Origin of the sequence: Paractinoplanes toevensis, from assembly GCF_018332695.1 — a bacterium.
GTDB classification, from domain to species: domain Bacteria; phylum Actinomycetota; class Actinomycetes; order Mycobacteriales; family Micromonosporaceae; genus Actinoplanes; species Actinoplanes toevensis.
The window spans coordinates 1-20,844 of record NZ_BOQN01000016.1; the positions used below are offsets into that span (position 1 = coordinate 1).

The 20,844-nt window shown below is 70.4% G+C and carries 18 protein-coding genes; 10 read left to right on the plus strand and 8 right to left on the minus strand.

What is annotated here, in order from left to right:
* Positions 1–391 precede the first annotated feature (391 nt).
* Positions 392–613 (plus strand): GNAT family N-acetyltransferase, encoded by a 222-nt coding sequence (locus Ato02nite_RS06705; RefSeq protein ID WP_213005511.1) that lies wholly within the window; start codon positions 392–394, stop codon positions 611–613.
* 4 nt (positions 614–617) lie between these two features.
* On the opposite strand, the gene Ato02nite_RS06710 is transcribed toward Ato02nite_RS06705, so the two are convergent.
* Genes Ato02nite_RS06710 through Ato02nite_RS06730 form a run of 5 tightly spaced genes read right to left on the minus strand, consistent with a single transcriptional unit; the run spans position 618 to position 6,752 of the window.
* Positions 618–1,799: an ROK family transcriptional regulator gene (locus Ato02nite_RS06710; RefSeq protein ID WP_246606201.1), complete on the minus strand. Its 1,182-nt coding sequence runs from the start codon at positions 1,797–1,799 to the stop codon at positions 618–620.
* A 17-nt stretch (positions 1,800–1,816) separates the two neighbouring features.
* Positions 1,817–2,638 carry a DUF6807 domain-containing protein gene (locus Ato02nite_RS06715; protein ID WP_213005513.1) on the minus strand — a complete coding sequence of 274 codons (822 nt, stop codon included), beginning with the start codon at positions 2,636–2,638 and terminating at the stop codon, positions 1,817–1,819.
* Positions 2,639–2,683: 45 nt separating this feature from the next.
* Positions 2,684–4,414: a pectinesterase family protein gene (locus Ato02nite_RS06720; RefSeq protein WP_213005514.1), complete on the minus strand. Its 1,731-nt coding sequence runs from the start codon at positions 4,412–4,414 to the stop codon at positions 2,684–2,686.
* Positions 4,414–5,937 carry a glycoside hydrolase family 43 protein gene (locus Ato02nite_RS06725; RefSeq protein WP_213005515.1) on the minus strand — a complete coding sequence of 508 codons (1,524 nt, stop codon included), beginning with the start codon at positions 5,935–5,937 and terminating at the stop codon, positions 4,414–4,416. The genes Ato02nite_RS06720 and Ato02nite_RS06725 overlap by 1 nt, the downstream gene beginning before the upstream one ends.
* Positions 5,934–6,752, minus strand: coding sequence for a DUF6807 domain-containing protein (locus Ato02nite_RS06730; protein WP_213005516.1), 819 nt, complete (start codon positions 6,750–6,752; stop codon positions 5,934–5,936). Before Ato02nite_RS06730 ends, Ato02nite_RS06725 begins: the two co-directional genes overlap by 4 nt.
* Before the next feature lie 146 nt (positions 6,753–6,898).
* Between Ato02nite_RS06730 and Ato02nite_RS06735 the strand changes: the two genes are divergently transcribed.
* The 5 genes from Ato02nite_RS06735 to Ato02nite_RS06755 are packed head-to-tail and all read left to right on the plus strand — an operon-like array spanning position 6,899 to position 12,811.
* Positions 6,899–8,206, plus strand: coding sequence for an ABC transporter substrate-binding protein (locus Ato02nite_RS06735; RefSeq protein ID WP_213005517.1), 1,308 nt, complete (start codon positions 6,899–6,901; stop codon positions 8,204–8,206).
* Positions 8,203–9,069, plus strand: a complete 867-nt coding sequence (locus Ato02nite_RS06740; protein WP_213005518.1) for a carbohydrate ABC transporter permease — start codon at positions 8,203–8,205, stop codon at positions 9,067–9,069. The genes Ato02nite_RS06735 and Ato02nite_RS06740 overlap by 4 nt, the downstream gene beginning before the upstream one ends.
* Positions 9,070–9,076: 7 nt before the next feature.
* Positions 9,077–9,949 carry a carbohydrate ABC transporter permease gene (locus tag Ato02nite_RS06745; protein WP_213005519.1) on the plus strand — a complete coding sequence of 291 codons (873 nt, stop codon included), beginning with the start codon at positions 9,077–9,079 and terminating at the stop codon, positions 9,947–9,949.
* A 52-nt stretch (positions 9,950–10,001) separates the two neighbouring features.
* Positions 10,002–11,414, plus strand: coding sequence for a pectinesterase family protein (locus Ato02nite_RS06750; protein ID WP_213005520.1), 1,413 nt, complete (start codon positions 10,002–10,004; stop codon positions 11,412–11,414).
* Positions 11,411–12,811 carry an RICIN domain-containing protein gene (locus tag Ato02nite_RS06755; RefSeq protein ID WP_213005521.1) on the plus strand — a complete coding sequence of 467 codons (1,401 nt, stop codon included), beginning with the start codon at positions 11,411–11,413 and terminating at the stop codon, positions 12,809–12,811. Before Ato02nite_RS06750 ends, Ato02nite_RS06755 begins: the two co-directional genes overlap by 4 nt.
* Before the next feature lie 43 nt (positions 12,812–12,854).
* Here Ato02nite_RS06755 and Ato02nite_RS06760 read toward each other — a convergent pair whose 3' ends face one another.
* Positions 12,855–13,331 carry a hypothetical protein gene (locus Ato02nite_RS06760; RefSeq protein ID WP_213005522.1) on the minus strand — a complete coding sequence of 159 codons (477 nt, stop codon included), beginning with the start codon at positions 13,329–13,331 and terminating at the stop codon, positions 12,855–12,857.
* Positions 13,332–13,460: 129 nt separating this feature from the next.
* Between Ato02nite_RS06760 and Ato02nite_RS06765 the strand changes: the two genes are divergently transcribed.
* Positions 13,461–14,327 carry an SMP-30/gluconolactonase/LRE family protein gene (locus tag Ato02nite_RS06765; RefSeq protein WP_213005523.1) on the plus strand — a complete coding sequence of 289 codons (867 nt, stop codon included), beginning with the start codon at positions 13,461–13,463 and terminating at the stop codon, positions 14,325–14,327.
* A 124-nt stretch (positions 14,328–14,451) separates the two neighbouring features.
* Here the strand turns inward: Ato02nite_RS06765 and Ato02nite_RS06770 are convergent, their stop codons facing one another.
* Together Ato02nite_RS06770 and Ato02nite_RS06775 are read right to left on the minus strand one after the other, a co-directional pair.
* Positions 14,452–15,840 carry a glycoside hydrolase family 6 protein gene (locus Ato02nite_RS06770; RefSeq protein WP_438873020.1) on the minus strand — a complete coding sequence of 463 codons (1,389 nt, stop codon included), beginning with the start codon at positions 15,838–15,840 and terminating at the stop codon, positions 14,452–14,454.
* A 365-nt stretch (positions 15,841–16,205) separates the two neighbouring features.
* Positions 16,206–17,555 carry an NAD(P)/FAD-dependent oxidoreductase gene (locus Ato02nite_RS06775; protein WP_213005525.1) on the minus strand — a complete coding sequence of 450 codons (1,350 nt, stop codon included), beginning with the start codon at positions 17,553–17,555 and terminating at the stop codon, positions 16,206–16,208.
* A 177-nt stretch (positions 17,556–17,732) separates the two neighbouring features.
* Between Ato02nite_RS06775 and Ato02nite_RS06780 the strand changes: the two genes are divergently transcribed.
* Genes Ato02nite_RS06780 through Ato02nite_RS06790 form a run of 3 tightly spaced genes read left to right on the plus strand, consistent with a single transcriptional unit; the run spans position 17,733 to position 20,835 of the window.
* Positions 17,733–19,028, plus strand: coding sequence for an enolase C-terminal domain-like protein (locus Ato02nite_RS06780; protein ID WP_213005526.1), 1,296 nt, complete (start codon positions 17,733–17,735; stop codon positions 19,026–19,028).
* Positions 19,025–19,999: an aldo/keto reductase gene (locus tag Ato02nite_RS06785; RefSeq protein ID WP_213005527.1), complete on the plus strand. Its 975-nt coding sequence runs from the start codon at positions 19,025–19,027 to the stop codon at positions 19,997–19,999. Before Ato02nite_RS06780 ends, Ato02nite_RS06785 begins: the two co-directional genes overlap by 4 nt.
* Positions 19,996–20,835, plus strand: a complete 840-nt coding sequence (locus Ato02nite_RS06790; protein ID WP_213005528.1) for an amidohydrolase family protein — start codon at positions 19,996–19,998, stop codon at positions 20,833–20,835. The genes Ato02nite_RS06785 and Ato02nite_RS06790 overlap by 4 nt, the downstream gene beginning before the upstream one ends.
* Positions 20,836–20,844: the final 9 nt, after the last annotated feature.

Below are 20,844 nucleotides of genomic sequence, written 5' to 3' on the forward strand. Positions count from 1 at the left end.
CTCTGTCCGCACGCTAAGTCCACAAGATCACGTCCGACCGAGCCGGCAGCATCGGACATAGGCGATATGTCATGTCTTTCTGACCGCTCGGTGACCCAGAGCGTGGAAGCACTGCTCATCAGGCGGGACTATGCCCGGGATCCGGGACGACGACCCAGTATCCGAGAGAAACGACCACCCTGCAGGAGCCGACGGCTGCCGCCCGGGACTGTTCCCGCCGGCGGGCCGGTGGGCGGGTCGGGGTTGCGAGCTTGAGCCGGGCCCGCCCGCAGCGAGCGCGCGGAGGGTGAGTTGCACCTGCCGGGACCGCGTGCCACGAGAGCGAGCCGGCGCGTACCGAAAGCGCGCGGCCTGGCTCCTCGTCGCGGAACGGGTGCCCGGAGACGAGTCGATGGACCGGCGATACGGCGACGTCCAGTCGGTCATGGTCCGCGAGGAGTACCGCAATCGGGGCATCGGCGCCGCACTGATGGCCGCGATCCTGGCCGAGGCCGGCGCCCGGGACCTGTTGCACGTGACCGTCCACTCCGGCCGCCGCGCGGTCGAGTTCTACCTGCGCAACGGCTTCCGCCACCACCGCCAGATCCTGCTCTGGGAACCGGCCGACCGCTGAGGAATCAGGCGCGGGCCAGCCAGGAGTTCGGGTCCTGGCGGACTCGGTCGATCGCGCTCAGGGCGGCGCCGATCACCGCCGCGTCCGGGCCCAGCGGGGCCGGGCGCACCGACACCGGGGCCCAGCTCGCGGTCAGGACGCGGCGGTTCAGTTCGCGTTCTACGCCCTCGGTCAGCCAGGATGCCAGCAGTGAGTAGCTGCCGCCCAGCAGGACCGTGTCGACGTCGATGATGTTGATCAGGGCGGAGAGGGCCACGCCCAGCGCCGTGCCGGCCCGGTCCAGAGCGGCCAGGGTGTCGCGGTCACCCGAGGAGGCCAGGATGTCGATGGCGACGGCCGGAGCGGGGGCGGCCGCCGGTGCAGCGGGGGCGAGGATCTGTTGCAGGCCGGCGTAGTGCTGCAGGCACCCGGTGGCGCCGCACGCGCACACCGGGCCGTCGGCGGTCACCGCGACGTGCCCGAGTGAACCGCTCCAGCCGCGGGCGCCCCGCAGCAGGGCGCCTTCCAGAACTATCCCGGCGCCGATGTCGAACTCTCCGCTGACGCAGACGAAGTTGCGCAGCGCCGGCGCGCTCGCGTACAGCTCGCCGAGTGCGGCCAGGCCGGCGTCGTTGTCCACCATGACCTCGCCGAGCGCGTGCCGCAGTGCCGCCGCGGCGTCGACGTCCCGCCAGCCCAGCACCGGTGCGAACCGGACGACGCCGGCGTTCTCGACCGGGCCGGGCGCGGCGAGGGTCGTACCCACGACGGTCAGTTTTTCGGCGGCGGCCGCCGCCATCGCCGCGCGGCCCATGTCGGCCAGCCGGGCCAGCGTGTCGGCCGCGGCCGGCGGCCGTGGGGCGAAGGCCAGGTGCCGCACGGTTCCGGTCAGGTCGACCACGCAGGCCGACAGGGCGTCGACGCGGATGTCCAGGCCGAGCCCGGCCGGGCCGGTCGGGGCGAGGCTGAGCCCGACGCGGGGGCGGCCGCTGTTGCCGGAGCGGGCCGGGCCGGCCTCGACGATCAGGCCGCCGGCCAGCAACTCGTCGACGATGCGGGTGATGGTCGGCCGGGTCAGGCCGGTCGCGACGGCGAGCTCGATCCGGGAGATCGGCGCGGGCGCGCCGACGATCTGCCGGAACGTCAGGGAGAGGTTGTGGGCCCGCAGGCTTTCCTGCCGTACGGGGGTGTCCGTGGCCGGCGCCACGCGATGCACCGGCCTTGTCATGAAACCAGCTGCCCGGCGTACGCGGCGGCCCGCGCCCCGGACAGCGCACCGTCCGCGACCACGGTGACCACCCGCCGGGTCAGCGACGCACCGGGCGCGAGCACGAGCGGCGCGTCCCAGGCCAGCGCCGAGCCGACGCCCAGGTAGTCGCGGGTGCGCACGAACCACCGGTCGGCCCGGGTGGCGGCGTCCCCGGCGACGAACACCAGCGTCCAGCCGGCCGACTCGATCGACATCCAGGGCGCGGAGCGGCCGTGCACGTCGGCGGAGAGCCGGGACGGCCCGGCCGACGGCGCTCGCCAGAAGAACCCGCCGTAGCCGGCGCCGGCCCGGCCGTGGATGGCCGGGCTGCGGATCGGCAGGTCCCGTTCGGCCACGTTGGCCAGGGTGAACGCGAAGTCGAGGGCCCAGGCGGTGTCGTCCAGCGGGCGGGCCTCGATGGTTCGCCGTTCGGCGAGCAGCGACGCGCCGTCGATGGTGTCCCAGCGCAGCGCCTCGGCCAGTGCCGTGTCGCTGCGCCGCAGCCAGCGCACGTGCCGCTGGGTGCCCTGGTTGTCGAGCCAGGCGGGCCCGTGCTCGGGGGTGAAGGTGCGGCCGCCCCAGAAGTTGCCGCCGTCGACCTCGGCGACCGCGACGCTGACGCCGAGGTGGTGCCGGTGCGACGGCGGCATCAGCTCGGTGACGACCGCGCCGCCCAGCGTGCGGACGGGGTGCAGGTAGGGCCGGGGGGAGAGCCCGACGGGCAGGTCGGGCTGCCAGGCGTACTCGGCGACGGTCCGGTCGGCGACACGCAGGACAGCTGGGGCGTCACCGGTCACGCGTGCCTCCGGGCCAGGGGATCCGTACGCCAGCAGGATAGCCACCTATCGCAGGTAGGCGGCGACGGTGAAGGCCGTCGCCCGCGCGGCGGTCAGTTGCGGCCGGTCGGGGCCGGTTCCGACGCCGGGCCCGCGGTTGCGGTACTCGGCGAAGCGTCCGGAGCCGGTCCAGGGCGCGGCGGCGATCTGTGCGCCGAGCACCGAGTCACGCACGACGATCTGGCCGGACTCGCCGAGGTGAACCGTTCCGGCGGGGGCGGCACCGTCGAAGACGCAGCGGCTGAACAGGAATCCGTAGCGCTCGCGGGCCGGGGTGGTGGGCGCGGCGATCGTGCCGGGCGTGTCGGTCAGCACGGTGCACCGGTCGAGGACGGCGACGGCGGCACCGGCGGCCCGGCCGGCCAGGGTGCAGTCGCGAAGATGGGTGCGGCCACCGTCGGCCTGGTAGCCGCCGTCGATCCGGACCCGGTCGAGGACGGCCCGGTCGCCGGCGGTGCGCACGGCCACGCTGCCGGCCACGGTCAGCCCGCGCACGGTGTTGCCGTCGCCGAGCAGCCCGAGCGTCGCGGCGCCGCCGGCTCCCCAGGTGCCGCCGTAGAACTTGGTCCCGTCCGGGCTCAGGTCGTAGGTGAGCACCGTTTCCGCGGTGCCGGTCACGGTCACCGGCACCCGGGCCGGCCACACCCGCACGATCTCCCGGAAGACGCCCGGTCCGACCGCGATGGTCACCGGCCCGGTGGCGTCCCGCACCGCACCCAGGGCCGCGAGCAGGCTGCCGTAGTCGCCCGACCCGTCCAGGGCCACGGTGATCCGGCGGGGTGTGACCGCGGCCCGGCGGTGTGGTCCGGCGAACTGCCGCGTGTTCCGCGCGGCGACATCGGCCGGCTCCGACGCGTACGGGTAATAGCTCGCCGGATCGAACGCCGCGCCCCCGGAGTCGGTGCGACCGGAGGTCGCGCTGAAGCGATTGCCCCGCTGCACCAGCCCGGCCGTCGGGGACAGCACCACCAGGGGATCGTTGACGTGCTCGAACGTGCTGTCCTCCACGACCACCCGGGCGTAGTTGCGGGCCATCGTGCCGTATTGGGCGACATCGCTCAGGTAGTTGTCGTAGAGGTGCGCGGCGAGCGTGTTGTCGAGACTCCAGTTGCGCTGCACCGTGTTGCGGATCCAGTTGTGGTGCGCGGTGAGCCGGGTGACCACGTTGGCGGTCCAGCCGACGCCGAGAGCCTTGTTGATGTCGCTGATGATGTTCCAGGACAGCGTGATGTGGTCGGAGTCCTTGCGGATGTCGATGCCGCCGTCACCGACCCGCTCGATGAGGGTGTGGTCGATCCAGACGTGGTCGGCGGTGTCGAGGCGGATGCCGTCGTTGTCGTTGTCGGCGGTCTTGCCGTCGAAGTCGCCGGGGATGTAGGAGTCCCGGATGGTCAGGTTCCGGATGATCACGTTGTGGGTTCCATCGAGGAACAGCCCGCCCCCGACGAGTTCCGCACCCGCGCCCTCACCGGTGATGGTCTTGTCCGACCCCACCCGGATCATGTCGCCGAACGGGTCGACAAGGATGCTCCCGGCGACCCGGATGGTCAGCGGTTCGGCAGCCGCCGCGTACGCCCGCAGCTCGGCGAGCGTGGTGGCCCGCACCACCGCTCCCCCGCTCCCGCCGGTGGTTCCGGCGGCGAAGCCGACGGCCTGATCGGCCCAGACCTCGGCGGCCGGGTGGTGGGCCGGCGCCACGAGACCGGACGCGGCGAGGATGAGTGCCAGAAGTTTCATCAGGCCTCCCGGGAACGCAACGGCAGGAGTTCCGCATCGCCGGGTCCGGCGACGCGGAACGGTTCGAACTCGGCCCGTCCGCCACCGGCCCCGGGCCGGGCGGTGGCGAACAGGCCGAGGGTGGCGCCGATCCAACCGCCCGGGACGGCGGCGAAGGATGCTTCGATCCCCTCGGCTTCGAGGTGGACGACGGCGCCGTCGGTAACGGTCACGGTGAGGCGGACCTCGGCGTCGGCGGCGACCGGGACCGGCGTCACCAGATCCCGTTCCGGCCCGCCGGGGGCGTCGGCGGTGCGGCAGACGAGAACGGTTCCGCCGGGCCGGTGGTCCAGCCCGATCCAGGCGTACGCCTTGCCGCGCACCACCATCCCGGCGCGGGAGCCGGCCGGCGCGTCGAGGCGCAGCGTGGTCTCCGCCCGGAAGCGCGGCCCCGGCAGCCGCTGGCCGAGCACGGTGGGCACGTCCCGCAGATCCGCCGACGGCCAGGGCACGCAGGCCATCCGGAGCCCGTCATCCCCGGGCGGCAGCAGCCAGCCCGGCTGGGGATTGGCCGGCCAGGTCCACTGTGGGCCGGGCCGGCCGCCGACGAAGCGGTCGCCGCTCGGCGGGGCGCACACCGGGCCGCCCTGCAGCGGCTTGCGGTGCCGGATGACCGGGACCCCCCGATCCCCGATCACCGGCCAGCCCTCGTCGTCGGTGGTCACCGGCTGCAGGTGCACCACCCGGCCGTAGGCGCCACGGTCCTGGAAGTGAACGAACCAGTCGTCCACCCAGGCGCCCTGGTGCGGGCCGTTGATCTCGGTGTCGCCCTGGGCCAGGACGACCCGCGGCTCGTAGTGGCCGAGGACGCTGCGCGAGCGCATCGCGTACTGCCAGCCGTTCGCGACGCCGCCGGCCGGGGCGAAGATCCAGTACCAGCCGTCGCGCCGGTACCACTTGGGGCCCTCGAGGGTGTAGCACCCGGGGACGGCGTCGCCGTCCACCAGGACCATGCCGGTGTCGAGCGGGCGGGTCAGGTCCGGCGTCATCCGGTACGCGGTGAGCCGGTTGTTGAATCCGCATCGGCTCTTGGCCCAGGCGTGCACGAGGTAGGCGTTCCCGTCGTCGTCCCACAGCGGGCACGGGTCGATGAGCCCCCTACCGGCCAGGATCAGGCGGGGCGGCGTCCACGGTCCGCGCGGATCGGCCGCCGTCGTGACGTAGATGCCGTGATCGGGATCGGGGTAGACGATCCAGAACCGCCCGGCGTGATACCGCAGCGCCGGCGCCCACACCCCGCACCCGTGCCGGGGCGTGGCATAGACGGCCTCCGGCACGAGCCGTTGCAGGGCGTGCCCGACGAACCGCCAGTTCACCAGGTCGGTGGAGTGCAGCACGGGCAGCCCCGGCACCCGGTTGAAGCTGGACGCGATCAGGTAGAAGTCCCGCCCGGCCCGTGCGACGTCGGGGTCCGACCAGTCGCCGAACAGCACCGGGTTGCGGTAACACCCGTCCCCGGTGTCGGCGCTCCACACCTCGGTCATCGGGCGGCCGCCTCAAGGATGTGGTCGGTGGGCGGCCCGTCGGCGACCAGGACGGACAGGCGCCGGGTCAGGACGCCGCCCGCCGCAACGGTCACCGGGCGGTCCCAGGCGATCGCCGAGCACACCCCGGCGTAGTCGGAGGCCCGCACGAACCACGGGTCGGCGTGCGCGCCGGTCCGGAAGACGAGGGTCCACGCGGCGGCCTGCGACTCGCTGCCGGTCAGGACGACCCACGGTTCGCGGCTGCCGTGCGGGTCGCCGGCCGACCCGTACGCCCGGACCTGCGCGAGCCCGGCCGGAGCGCGCCAGAAGAACCCGCCGTACCCCGCGCCGGGCCGGCCCCGGGCACCGGGGCTGTCGATCACCAGGGTCTCGCCGTCGATCCCGCTCAGCGCATACCCGACCCGCAGCCGCCACGAGGTGTCACCGACCGCCCGCACCGACAGTGACCGCACCTCGCGGGCCAGTGGCGCACCGTCGCGCCCGACCCAGCAGATCTCCTGCACCAGGCGGTCCCCGGAGCGGTGCAGCCAGCGCGCGTGCTGCTGGCGGCCGTGGTTGTCCAGGCGCACCGGGCCGCGACCGGCCACATAGGTGCTTCCGCCCCAGAAGTTGGCCTGGTTGAGCACCGGGATGGCCACGCTCGCGCCCAGGTGGTGCCGGTGGTCGGCGGGCATGAAGCCGGTGACGGTGGTGCCGGCCAGGGTCGTCACCGGATGCAGGTAGGGCCGGGGCGAGACGGCGGCCGGCAGGTCCGGATCCCACACGTAGCGGGCAACCACGCGCCCGGCGCAGGTCAGGTTCACGGACGACATGGTCGGTCAAGCTACCCGCGTCGAGAGAGTTACGTCAATGTCTGTAACAAATTCGCATTACCTGAATACGTCCAGGTGGGAGAGCTGTTGACATGGACGGCACTCGATAGATAAAACACTGAAACAAATTGACGAAGGGATCGATCGTGAACACTGTTGACCGGCGCGGGGCGCTGAAGCTCGCCGGCCTGGCCGGGTTGGCCGCCACCCTCCCCGCCTGTGGGCGTGGGTTCGGCGGGGGCGGCGACCAGAAGGGTGACGCGGTCGAGCTGAACATGGTCTGGTGGGGTGACGCCGCGCGGGCCGAGAAGACCCAGAAAGCCCTCGACCTGTTCCACACCGCCAATCCCGGCATCCGGGTGCGCACCGAGTACCAGGACTCCTCGCCGTACAAGGACAAGCTGGTCACCCGGTTCGCCGCCGGCGATCCGCCGGATCTGATGGCGATGCGCACCGACAGCCTCCGCGAGTACGCGAACCGCGGCGCCCTGCTGGATCTCGCCCAGCAGGGCGGCAAGCTCGACCTGTCCGGCCTGACCGATTCCGCCCGCGGCCTGGGCGTGGTCGGCCGGCAGAACTTCGGGGTGCCGTCCGGTCTGAACGCCATCGGCTTCGTCGTCGACAAGGCGCTGACCGACAAGTTCGGGGTGCAGATCCCGGACGGCGACACCTGGTCCTGGGAGGACCTGGCCACGTTCGCCAAGCAGGTCACGACGGCCAGCGGCGGCAAGGTCTACGGCACGAACTTCGAGGTCTGGACGATCGCCAACCTCATCGTCTGGACCCGCCAGCACGGCGAGGATTTCTACACCGCCGACGGCAAGCTCGGGATCACCGCTGCCACGATGACCGGCTGGCTGGCGATGGTGCAGAAGATGCGGGCCGACAAGGCCTTCCCACCGGCCGGCTTCATCGACCCGAACGGCGGCGCGTCGGCCGCCCAGTCCTACATCGCCAAGAAGGCGATCGCGTCGCAGATCATCCCGACCAACAACTTCCTCACCTTCGACAAGGTCTGCGGCGGGCAGTTGCAGCTGCTGCGGATCCCCGGCGAGACGCAGGGCGCGCGGCGCGGCCAGTCGATCGACACGCCCGCGCTGTGGTCGGTGGCGGCGAAGTCGAAGCACCCGGCCGAGACGCTCACCCTGCTGAACTTCCTGGTCAACGACGTGGCCGGGGCGAAGGCGGCGGGCACGACGCGGGGCGTTCCGGCCAGCCGGCCGGTGGCGACCGCGATCACCCCCGGGCTGGAGACCGACGATCAGCGGGCCTCGGCGTACCTGGCGGAGTTGCAGAACGAGAAGCTGCCGCCGTCGTACTCGTATCCGATCGGCGCCTCCAAACTCACCAACATCCTCAAGTCGATCAGTACGGAGGTGGAGTTCGGCCGCAAGACCCCGGCGGCCGGGGCAGCCGAGTTCGTCGACGCGGGCCAGAAGGCTCTGTCGGCGTGAGGAAGGACCGGGCCGCCTACCTCTTCCTGCTGCCGTGGCTGGTCGGCATCCTCTTCACGGTCGGCCCGTTCGTCGTCTCGCTGTACCTCGCCTTCACCGACTACAACCTGCTCACTCCCCCGCACTGGTCCGGTCTGGCCAACGTCCGGGAGATGATCGGCGACGTCCACCTGCATCAGTCGCTGAAGGTCACCTTCATCTACACGCTGGTCTCGGTGCCACTCTCGCTGGGTGCGGCCCTCGCGGTCGCGATGGTCCTGCACCGGGGCGTACGGGGACTGGCCGTCTACCGCAGCATCTACTACCTGCCGTCGCTGCTGGGCAGCAGCGTCGCCATCGTCATGCTGTGGCGCTACCTGTTCGGCTACCAGGGCGTGGTCAACCAGTTCCTCGGCCGGCTCGGCATCCAGGGGCCGGGCTGGACGTCCGATCCGCACTTCGCGCTGAGCACGCTGATCCTGCTGCACGTGTGGACGTTCGGCGCGCCGATGGTGATCTTCCTGGCCGGGCTGAAGCAGATCCCGGCGATGTATTACGAGGCCGCCGCGATGGACGGCGCGTCCGGGTGGCGGCAGTTCCGGTCGGTCACGTTGCCGCTGCTCAGCCCGATCATCTTCTTCAACCTGGTGCAGTCGATGATCGCGTCGTTCCAGACCTTCACCCAGGGCTACGTGATGAGTGGCGGCACCGGCGGCCCGGCCGAGTCGACCCTGTTCTCCAACCTCTACCTCTATCAAAAGGGGTTCGGGGAGCTGGACATGGGCTACGCGTCGTCCCTGGCCTGGCTGCTGCTGATCATCATCGCCGGCTTCACGGCCGTCAACTTCCTGGCCGCCCGCTACTGGGTCTTCTACGAGAACTAGGACTGCCATGACGCTGACGTTGAGCCGTTTGGTTGCCGCGCGGCGGGAGAAACTGCCGCGCCGGGTGCGGTGGCTGCGCCATCTCGGGCTGACCGCGGTCGGTGCGCTGATGATGTACCCGCTGATCTGGCTGGTCTCCAGCTCGCTGAAGTCCAGCAACACGGTCTTCACCGACGAGGGGCTGTGGCCGCACGCCTGGGCGCCCGGCAACTACCCGCGCGGCTGGACGTCGCTGCCGGAGTCGTTCGACGTCTACCTGATCAACTCGCTGATCATCGTGACGCTGAGCATCGCCGGCAATCTGATGTCCTGCTCCCTCGCCGCGTACGCCTTCGCCCGGTTGAGGTTCACCGGCCGCCGGCTGTTCTTCGCGCTGATGCTGGGCACGATGATGCTGCCCGGGCACGTGCTGACCATTCCCCGGTACGTGCTGTTCGACAAGCTGGGCTGGCTCAACACGTACTACCCGCTGCTGGTGCCGCACTTCCTGGCCACCAACGGGTTCTACATCTTCCTGATGGTGCAGTTCATGCGGTCGCTGCCGACCGAACTGGACGACGCGGCCCGGATCGACGGCTGCGGCCCGTTCCGCACCTTCTGGAAAGTGATCATGCCGCTGTGCCTGCCCGCGTTCGCCACCACCGCCATCTTCACCTTCATCGCGGTGTGGAACGAATTCTTCGAACCGCTGCTCTACCTCACCGACCCGCAGCTCTACACGGTGCCGCTGGCCCTGCGGCAGTTCATGGACTCCGAGGGCCAGAGCCAGTGGGGCGAGATGTTCGCGATGTCGTTCGTCTCCCTCGCCCCGGTGATCGGCTTCTTCATCGCCGGTCAGAAGTACCTGGTGAAGGGCATCGCCACGACCGGACTCCGGTGACTCACGCGTCGGCCGCCTGCCACCGGGCGGCTCGAACGAAAGGACCCCTCTCATGGGAAGGCTGAGTCTCAAAAGGCAAGGGTTGCTTCTGGCGATCCTGGCACTGGTCATTCCCGGTGCCGCAATCGCGCTGTCCTCCCCGGCAGCCGCCGCCCCCGCCACAGGTACCGCGTATCAACTGAAGGTCACCAAGAGCGGCATGTGCATCGACGTCCCCGGTGCCTCCACCGCCAACGGTGCGCTGCTGCAGCAATGGGGCTGCACGGCCGATTCGAAGTGGCAGCAGTTCACGCTGACCGCGAGCGGCTCGAACTACCTGCTCGTCAACGCGAACAGCGGCAAGTGTGTCGACGTGCCGGACTGGTCCACCACCTCCGGCGTCCAGCTGCAGCAGTACACCTGCGTCGCCTCGCAGGCCAACCAGAACTGGAAACTGGTGGCCAGCGGCTCCGGCACCTACCAGATCGTCAACGTCAACAGCGGGCTCTGCATCAGCGACAAGGACGCCTCGACCACCTCGGGCACGGCGATCATCCAGGAGACCTGCACGGCCAACACCAACAAGCAGTGGGCGTTCGCCACGGCCGGCTCCAGCACCGGTGCGGTCGTCGCTTCCGACGGCACCGGTCAGTACACGACCATCCAGGCCGCGATCGACGCCGTCCCGGCCGGCAACACCACCCGGCGGACCATCACCGTCAAGGCCGGCACCTACCGCGAGATCGTGACGATCCCGTCGACCAAGCCCTACGTCACGCTGCAGGGTCTCGGCTCCTCGGCGTCGCAGACGGTGATCGTGAACAACCACAGCTCGGCCGGCGGTTACGGCACGTCGGGCAGCGCGACCGTCTTCGTCAACGGCCACGACTTCGCCGCCACCAACATCACCCTGTCCAACGACTACGGCGAAGGCAGCCAGGCCGTCGCGGTCAACGTCAACGCCGACCGGTCGGTCTTCACCAACGTCCGCTTCCTCGGCGCGCAGGACACCCTGCTGGTCAACGCCTACCGCTCCTACTACGTCAACTCGTACGTCGAGGGCACCGTCGACTTCATCTTCGGCGGCGGCACCGCGGTCTTCAACACCTCCTCGATCTACCAGAAGCGCTCGACCGGCGGGCCGATCACCGCCGCGAAGACCGACGCCGGCGTCACCTACGGTTTCCTGTTCGCCAAGTGCACGATCACCGGCGCCACCAACAACACCACCCAGCTGGGCCGGCCGTGGGGCGCCGACGCCCAGGTCCTCTACCGCGAGTCCTCGCTGAGCGCGACGATCGCGACCGCGCAGCCGTGGACCGACATGTCCAGCAACTCGTGGAAGAACGCCCGCTTCTACGAATACAAGAACACCGGCTCGGGCGCGACCACCAACAGCAACCGGCCGCAGATGTCCGACTCGACCGCCACCAACTACACCCCGCAGAAGTACCTCGCCGGCACGGACGGATGGAACCCGCTATGAGGAAAATTCTGGTACTCGTGCTCCTGGCGGCCGCTGTCCTGGTCGGCAGTTCCACCACGGCGTACGCCGCACCCGCCACCGGCGCGGCCTATCAACTGAAGGTCACCAAGAGCGGGATGTGCGTCGACGTCCCCGGTGCCTCGACCGCCAACGGCGCACTTCTCCAGCAGTGGGGCTGCACCGACAACGCGAAGTGGCAGCAGTTCACGCTGACCGCGAGCGGCTCGAACTACCTGCTCGTCAACGTCAACAGCGGCAAGTGTGTCGACGTGCCGGACTGGTCCACCACCTCCGGCGTCCAGCTGCAGCAGTACACCTGCGTCGCCTCGCAGGCCAACCAGAACTGGAAACTGGTGGCCAGCGGCTCCGGCACCTACCAGATCGTCAACGTCAACAGCGGGCTCTGCATCAGCGACAAGGACGCCTCGACCACCTCGGGCACGGCGATCATCCAGGAGACCTGCACGGCCAACACCAACAAGCAGTGGGCGTTCACCGCTCTGTCCGGCGGCCGCACCTGGTCCAACACGGCCGACGGCTTCGCCACCGGAACCACCGGTGGTGCGGGCGGCACGACGGTCACCGTCACGACCTATGCCGACCTCTTGAAATACGCGACATCAAGCTCCGCGTACGTCGTCAAGGTCAGCGGAACCATCACCGTCCCGACCTACGGCTACGAAATCCCGGTCACGTCGAACAAGACCATCATCGGGATCGGCACGACCGGGCGGATCAAGGCCGGCGGATTCTTCCTCGGCGCCGGGGTCAAGAACGTCATCATCCGGAACCTGACCATCGGTGACACCGCGGTGGCCTCGGACGACCCCGATGACAAGGACTTCGACTACGACGGCATCCAGATGGACACCGCCGACCACGTGTGGATCGACCACAACACCTTCACGAACATCAACGACGGTTACATCGACAGTCGCAAGGACACCAACTACGTCACCGTCTCGTGGAACCAGATGGGCAACCACAACAAGACGTTCGGCATCGGCTGGACCGAGAACGTGATCGCCCGGATGACCATCCACCACAACTGGATCTACAACAGCAACCAGCGCAATCCCAGTGCTGACAATCTGTTGTACGCGCATCTCTACAACAACTACCTGCAGAACGTCACGTCATACGGCAACTACGCGCGTGGCAGCACCAAGATGGTCATCGAGAACAGCTACTTCGAGAACGTGGTGAACCCCTACTACCCCGACTCGACGGCCCAGCTCAAGCAGAGCGGCAGCGTTCTGACGGGCTGCAGCGGCAGACAGGAGACGCTCGGTTCCGCGTTCACGCCGAGCAGTTTCTACTCGTACACCTTGGACGCGGCCTCCGCCGTACCGTCGGTAGTCAAGACCTACTCCGGCCCGCAGGCCGGCATTTCCTGACCGGCGCCGGCCGGAGCCGAACGGCTCCGGCCGGCCCCTTTTCTCAGGCCCCGCAGGCCTTGTCCAGATCCTTGCTGAGGGTCTGGAAGTCCTTCGCCAGGAAGTCGTCCGGCTTGCTGCTCTTGGCGCCCTGCGCCAGCTCGGCGGCGGTCTTCTCGACGGCCGCCTTCAGCTCGGGGTCGGCCACCGCCTCGGCCTGCGCCCGCACCTTCTTGGCCATGTCGCCGAAGCTCGTGCGCAGGTGGTCGTTGACCTCCTTGGTGCTCCAGCGCTCATCGATCGACTTCACCGCGTTGTCGGCGATCTGCACGCTGCCGTCGATCACCACCTTGGTGACCTCGGTGCAGACCTCGTTCCTGGTCGGCCCGGCCGGCGTGGCCGACGTGGCCGGCGCCGCCGCGGTGGTGGCGCTGGTCGCCGGGGCGGCCGCCGTCGGCGTGGCCTGGTCATCGCAGCCGGCGGCCAGTGCGGTGACGGTTATCAAAGCAAGCGGCAGGAAGCCGCGAAAACGTCGAGACACTTCAACTCCCCCGTGGGTGGATCTTTCGGCGGGCAGCATAGCCGCGCCGGTCGATGTCTCGCCGCCCCATAACCTTGACAGCCGGGCCCGCAGCTGGTGACTATGCGTTCACTTATGAGGAGGATCTCCATGGTCGCGGATCCGTCAACCGTCATCTCCGAGCTGCACTTCGCCGAGGCCCCACGCTGGCACGAAGATCGTCTCTGGTTCTCCGACTTCTACGCCGGCGTGGTCCGCTCGGCCCGCGCCGACGGTTCCGACCTGCGGGTCGAGGCCACGGTTCCGGAGCAGCCGTCCGGCCTGGGCTGGCTGCCCGACGGCCGCCTGCTGGTCGTGTCGATGCGCGACCGGAAGATCCTCCGCCGCGAGCCGGACGGCTCCCTGGTCGTCCACGCCGACCTGGGCGAACACGCCACCGGCCACCTCAACGACATGGTCGTCGACGCGGCCGGCCGGGCGTACGCCGGCAACTTCGGCTACGACCTGATGGCCGGCGCCCCGATGGCCGCGGCCGCCCTGCACCGGGTCGACCCGGACGGCACGGTCACCGAGGTGGCCGCGGACCTGTGGTTCCCCAACGGGGTAGTCATCACCGACGACAACGTCCTGCTGGTGAACGAGACCTTCGGCAACCGGGTGACCGCCTTCGACGTGACCCCAGCCGGCGACCTGACGAACCGCCGGGTGTGGGCCGAGTTCGGCCCGGTCCCGACCGAGCGCGAGTTCGAGAAGGTCATGCCGCAACTGGTGGTGGCCCCGGACGGCGCCTGCCTGGCCCCCGACGGCGCCCTGTGGATAGCCGACGCGATCGGCGCCCGCCTGCTGCGCCTGGTGGACGGCGAGATCGCCGGCGAGGTGCATCCCGGCACCCCGGTCTACGCCTGCGCGCTGGGCGGCCCCACCGGCCGGACGCTGTTCGCCTGCGCCGCCCCCGACTTCTTCGAACACGCCCGCCGAGCCGCCACCGAGGGCCGAATAATCGCCATCCCCACCTAGGCTCCGCCCCGACGGCCACTATGCGGGAGGTCGCCGGCAGCGCCGCTCGGGCAGAGGCCTCCGCAGGGACTGCGTAGTTCTGCGCTGGGGTCCGGGCCCGGCCGCGCGACCGGGCCCGAACCGGTCAGCGGGTGGTGCAGGTGAGGGACGGGGTGGTGGCGTTGCCGTTGGCCAGGAAGCCGAACTGGGCGGTGCCGCCGGCGGCGAGGGCGCCGTTCCAGGACACGTTGCGGACGGTTACCGCCGAGCCGCTGGTCGACAGTTCGCCGTTCCACACCTGGGTGATGGTCTGGCCGCTGCCGAGCGTCCAGGTGGCGGTCCAGCCCGCGATCGCGCTGCTGCCGGCCTTGACCGTGACCTGGCCCTGGAAGCCGCCGGACCACGTACTGGTGGTCTGGTAGGTCGCGGTGCACCCGGCCGTCGCCGGCGGGGTGGTCGGCGCCGTCGTGGGGGCGGTGGTCGGCGGGGTCGTCGGAGCCGTCGTCGGAGCCGTGGTGGGCACCGTCGTCGGCGGGGTGGTGGTCGGCGGGTTCGGGGCCGAACTGGCCAGGCTGTAGGCCAGGTTCGGCTGGAACGATCCGGCGGCGTAGGCGCAGCCGTCGGCCTCACCCGGGGGCTTCACCCACAGGTACGCGTCGATGTTGGCGTCGTTGGTCGCGGTCGTCGGGTAGGCCCCGATCCGCCGGTCGGTGTTGTCGTCGCCGCACCAGTCGCCGGCCGCCCCGCCGTTGCGGCTGGTGTCGATGATCTGGTGCTTGCCGGACACGCCCTGGCCGGACAGCGCCGACAGGATCGACCGGCCGTAGGCGGCCTCGCTCGAGGTCGGCTGGAAGTTCGAGACGTTGGTGTAGAAGCCGTCGGCGACGGCCACCCCGGCCGCGACGAGCCGGCCGGCCTGGTCGCCGGCCGTGTTCCAGGCCGAGTGACCGGCGTCGAGGTAGACCTTGGCGTTCGGGTTCGCGCCCTTGAGGGTCTGGGTGGCGGTGCGCAGGGCGGCGTCGCGGGCCGACCGTTCACTGCTGCTCAGGCAGGTCTGCAGCGCGAGGGAGTCGGGTTCCAGCAGGATCAGCACGGTCGAGCCGCCCAGCCCGCGGGCGATGTTGCCGATCCAGGTCTGATAGGTGGCCAGGTCGGGCGCGCCGCCCGCGCTGGCACCGCCGCAGTCCCGGTTGGGAATGCCGTACAGGGTGAGCTGCGGGATCTGCCCGACCGCGTTGGCCGCGCCGACGTAACCGGCGACCTCGGCCTGGACGGTGCCGACGTTGAAGTTCGACAACCACCGCGAGGACGGCTGGCTGGCGACCTTGTCGCGGATGACGGCCGTACGGGAATCGTTGGGGTTGGCCGCCACCCAGCGGGCGACGGCGGTGTCGGGGTCGCGGTAGAGGGCACCGCTGATGGTGCCGGCGGAGGCGGTTCCGCCGGCCAGAGCCCAGGCGCCGGCCGCTGCGGTGGCGCAGGCGGTGGCGAGAACGGCGGTGGTCAGCCGCCGTCGGGGGGATGTGGGGGACACGGAATTTCCTTCCGGGGAGAGGGAGAGAGACATCCGTCAATGGGAGCGCTCCCAGAAGGTAACCCGCCGGGAACGGGAGGGCAACACAGGTCCCGTACGCCAGGGCCGTTCGGCCCTGACCCGGCGCCTCGGGCAGCGGAAGGCTGGAACCCGAGGAGGCCGAGAATGAAAGCGCTCGTCGTCTACGAATCCTGGGTGCCAAGCACACCGGCGCCGGCCTGCGTGAATATCTCGACCACTCGCCCCCGCCGGCGGGCCTGGCCGCGGCCGCGTTCTGCAGCCGGATGGACAAGCCGCTGGCCGGCTCGGCGGCACCCAAGGCCGACAAACGCCTGCGCCGGCTGGGCTGCCGCGTGGCCGCGGCCCTACTCGGGTCGACCGTTCTGCAGTTGCTGCACCGCGCCGGCTGCCCGGTGATGGTCGTCCGTTGAGAGGTGGTGCAAGGCGTTCCGGGCGTTGATCTGCTGCGTCGTGGCGATCCGCTCGGAACGCCCTCGCCCTAGGAAGCTGACCGTCCAGTGCATCAGCGTGGTCACCTTGTTCTTGAACCCGATCAGGTAGAACAGGTGCACGCCGAGCCAGGCGAACCAGCCGAGCAGCCCGGAGAGATGCAGCTTGCCGACGTTCGCGACGGCCGAGAACCGCGAGATGGTCGCCATGTTGCCCTTGTCGAAGTACTTGAACGGCTTGGTCACCGGCTTCCCGGCCAGCCGTCCCTTGATCACCTGGGCGGCGTAACGGCCGCCCTGCATGGCGACCTGGGCGACGCCGGGCAGGTTCTGCGCGGCCATGTCACCGACCACGAAGATCTCGGGGTGGCCGGGGACGGTGCAGTCCGGCTCGACGACGATCCGGCCGGCCCGGTCGGTGGGTGCGCCGGTGCTCTCGGCGAGGCGCTGGGCCAGGCCCGGCGCCGCAACACCGGCAGCCCAGATCTTGGTGTACGCCTCCACGCGCTCGCCACCCGCGACGGTCACGCCGGACGCGTCGACGTCCACGACACGCGTTCCCAGCCGTACGTCGACATGCAGTTTCTTCAGGGTTTTCAAGGCGCTGACCGAGAGCGGCTCGTCGAACGCGGGCAGCACCCGGTCGACCGCATCCATCAGCACGATCTGGGTCCGGTCGAGGTCGGCGTGGTGGTACTGGCCCTTGAGCGACCGCAGCGCCAGCTCGGCGATCTGCCCGGCCAGCTCCACGCCGGTCGGGCCGGCCCCGACGATGACGAAGGTCAGCCAGCGGTTCCGCTCCTCCGGGTCGTCGGCGAGTTCGGCCATCTCGAAGGCGTGGAAGATCCGGCTGCGCACCTCGAGCGCGTCGTCGATGTTCTTCAGCGAGGGCGCGTGCTCGGCGAACTTGTCGTTGCCGAAATACGAGTTCTGCGCGCCGGCCGCCACGATCAGCGAGTCGTACGGCACCCGCCGCACCCGCCCGTCGGCCCCGTTCACGACGACCTCGCGGGCCTCGACGTCGACGTCGGTGGCCCAGCCGAGCTGGATGTCGAGGTCGCGGCGGCCCTTGAAGATCTCCCGGATGGGCGGTGCGACCTCGCCCTCGGACAGGATGCCGGTCGCGACCTGGTAGAGCAGCGGCTCGAACAGGTGGTAGGTGGTTCCGTTGATCAGGGTAACTTTCGCGGGCACGTGGCGCAGCGTCCTGGTGGCGAAGAGCCCACCGAACCCGGCGCCGACGACCACGACACGATGCTCAGTCATGCAATAAGGACAGGCCGGCCCACCGGTTCGTGACAACCACGTCCCGGGCTGTGACACAGCTCCCAGCCGGGGTGGCTCTTGTCACCGGCGATCGACGCTGGTAGACATCCGATGTATGAGGCTGAAACAGCGCACTCCGATGCCCCGTACCGTGTCAATCGACGGATACATCCGATCATGACGGGGTGGTCGAGCATCACAGCGGTCGACACCCATGACATCCGGTTCCCCACCTCGCGGGAGCTCGACGGGTCCGACGCGATGAACCCCGACCCCGACTACTCGGCCGCCTACGTCGTGCTGCGCACCGACGACCCGGACGGTCACGAGGGGCACGGGTTCGCGTTCACCATCGGGCGCGGCAACGACGTGCAGACCGCGGCGATCGGGGCGCTGCGGCCGTACCTGATCGGGCGGCCGGTCTCCGCGACCCTCGCCGACCTGGGCGGCCTGTGGCGGGAGCTCGTGCACGACTCGCAGCTGCGGTGGCTCGGGCCGGAGAAGGGCGTCATGCACATGGCGATCGGCGCGGTCGTCAACGCGCTGTGGGACCTGGCCGCGAAACGGGCCGGCCTGCCGCTGTGGCGCCTGCTGTCCCGCATGTCGCCGGAGGAACTCGTCGACCTGGTCGACTTCCGGTACCTGACCGACGCGCTCACCCGGGACGAGGCGCTGGAGATCCTGCGGCAGGGTGTGCCGGGGCGCGCGGAACGCGAGGCCGAGATCCTGCGCGACGGCTACCCGGCCTACACGACCTCGCCGGGGTGGCTCGGCTACGACGACGACAAGCTGCGGCGGCTCTGCCGGGAAGCGGTCGACGACGGGTTCACGCAGATCAAGCTCAAGGTCGGGGCCGATCTCGACGACGACCGGCGGCGGCTGCGGATCGCCCGGGACGAGTGCGGCCCGGACATCCGCATCGCGGTCGACGCCAACCAGCGGTGGGACGTGCCCGACGCGATCGCCTGGGTCGGTGCGCTCAGCCCGTACGAAATCTGGTGGGTGGAGGAACCGACCAGCCCGGACGACGTCCTCGGCCATGCGGCGATCGCGAAAGCGATCGCGCCGATCCGGGTCGCCACCGGCGAACACGTGCAGAATCGCATCGTGTTCAAGCAACTGCTCCAGCTCGGCGGGCTCTCGTTCCTGCAGATCGACGCGGCGCGGGTCGCCGGGGTCAACGAGAACATCGCCATCCTGCTGCTCGCGGCGAAGTTCGGGGTGCCGGTCTGCCCGCACGCCGGTGGGGTCGGCCTGTGCGAGCTGGTCCAGCATCTGTCCATGTTCGACTACGTCGCGGTTTCCAGATCCCAGCAGGACCGCACCATCGAGTACGTCGATCACCTGCACGAACATTTCGCCGATCCGGCGGTCGTGCGCGGCGGGCGGTATCGGGCGCCGACCGCTCCCGGGTTCAGTTCCACCATGCTGCCGGCGTCTCTGGCCGCGTACTCGCACATCGAGCTGCCATGACGCTTCCCTTCGGCCGGCTCGGGCTCGGGTGCGCGCAGCTCGGCAACCTCTATCAGGCGATCGATGACGACGAGGCCACCGCCACGGTCGAGGCCGCGTGGACGGCCGGCGTCCGATACTTCGACACCGCCCCGCACTACGGGCTCGGGCTCTCCGAGCGGCGGCTGGGCGCCGCCCTGCGAGAACACCACCGCGATGAGTACGTCGTGAGCACCAAGGTGGGCCGCCTCCTGGTGCCGAACCCCTCCCCCACCGGCCACGACGACGAGCTCTTCGACGTGCCGGACACGCTGCGGCGGGTGTGGGACTTCAGTGCCGACGGGGTCCGCCGGTCGCTCGCCGACAGCCTGGAGCGGCTCGGTCTGGACCGGGTCGACCTGGTGCTGATCCACGATCCGGAGGGGCACGCGGACGAGGCGCTGGACACCGCCTACCCGGCGCTCGAACGGCTGCGGGCCGACGGGGTGGTGCGCGCGATCGGGGTCGGCTCGATGGACGTCGGCGTGCTCACCCGCTTCGCCGCCGACACCGACATCGACGTGGTGATGTCAGCGGGCCGATACACCCTTCTGGACCAGCCGGCCCTCGACACGCTGCTGCCGCTGTGTTCGCGGCGGGGCATCACGGTGCTGAACGCGGCGGTGTTCAACGGCGGACTGCTCGCCGAGGACCGCCCGCACGGAACCCTCCGCTACAACTATCAGAACTCTCCCGACACGGTCCTGGAACTCGCTTCGGCCATGGCCGCCGTCTGCGAGCGGCACGGCACCACGCTGCCGGCCGCCGCTCTGCATTTCGCCGCCGGCAATCCCGCCATCAGTACGGTCGTGGCCGGCGCCCAGGGCCCGGAGCAGGCGAGCCGGAACGCCGCCCTGGCCTTCGGACCGCCACCGCCGGCCGCCCTCTGGGCCGACCTGATCCGCAACGGCCTGCTGCGCCCGGACGCCCCGACCCCGCCCGGTGCCGCATGACCGCGCCGATCATCGACGCCCACCAGCACCTGTGGCGGGTGGACGACGGGTACACCTGGCTCGACGATCCGGCGCTGACCCCGATCCGGCGCACCTTCACCCCGGCCGACCTGCGCTCGCAGCTAGCGGCCAACGGCGTCGACCGCTCGATCCTGGTCGAGGGCGGCCGATGCGATCCCGGCGAGGCGGCCGTGCTGCTGAGCCACGCCGCCGCGACACCGGAGATCGCCGGGGTGGTCGCCTGGGCCGATCCCGAGGATCCCGCGCTGGCCGAGACGATCGCGGGCTATCGCCGATTGCCGGGCGGACACCTCCTGGTCGGGATCCGGTCCCAGGTCCAGTCCGAACCGGACCCGCTCTACCTGGACCGGCCGTCGGTCCGGCACGGCCTGCGGGTCGTCGGGTCGCTCGGGCTGGCCTTCGACCTGGTCATCCGGGCCGACCAGTTGCCCGCCGCGGCCCGGTGCGCGCGGGCGCTGCCGTCCGTCCGGTTCGCGCTGGATCACCTGGGCAAGCCGCCGATCCGGTCCGGCGACATCACCCGCTGGGCGGCCGGCCTGGCCGAACTGGCCGCCTGCCCGAACGTGACGGCCAAGGTGTCCGGGCTGGTCACCGAGGCCGACTGGGAGTCGTGGACGGTCGGCGTGCTCAGCCCGTACATCAGCAAGGCCGTTGATCTTTTTGGGGTCGACCGGTTGATGTTCGGGTCGGACTGGCCGGTCTGCGAACTGGCCGGCGGCTACCGCAGGTGGGTGTCCGCGCTGCGCGAGTGCCTGCCCGACGGTGCGGTGTTCGGGCCGGTGGCGGCTCGCACCTACGATCTGGGCCGGGAGTAGGGAGACCGC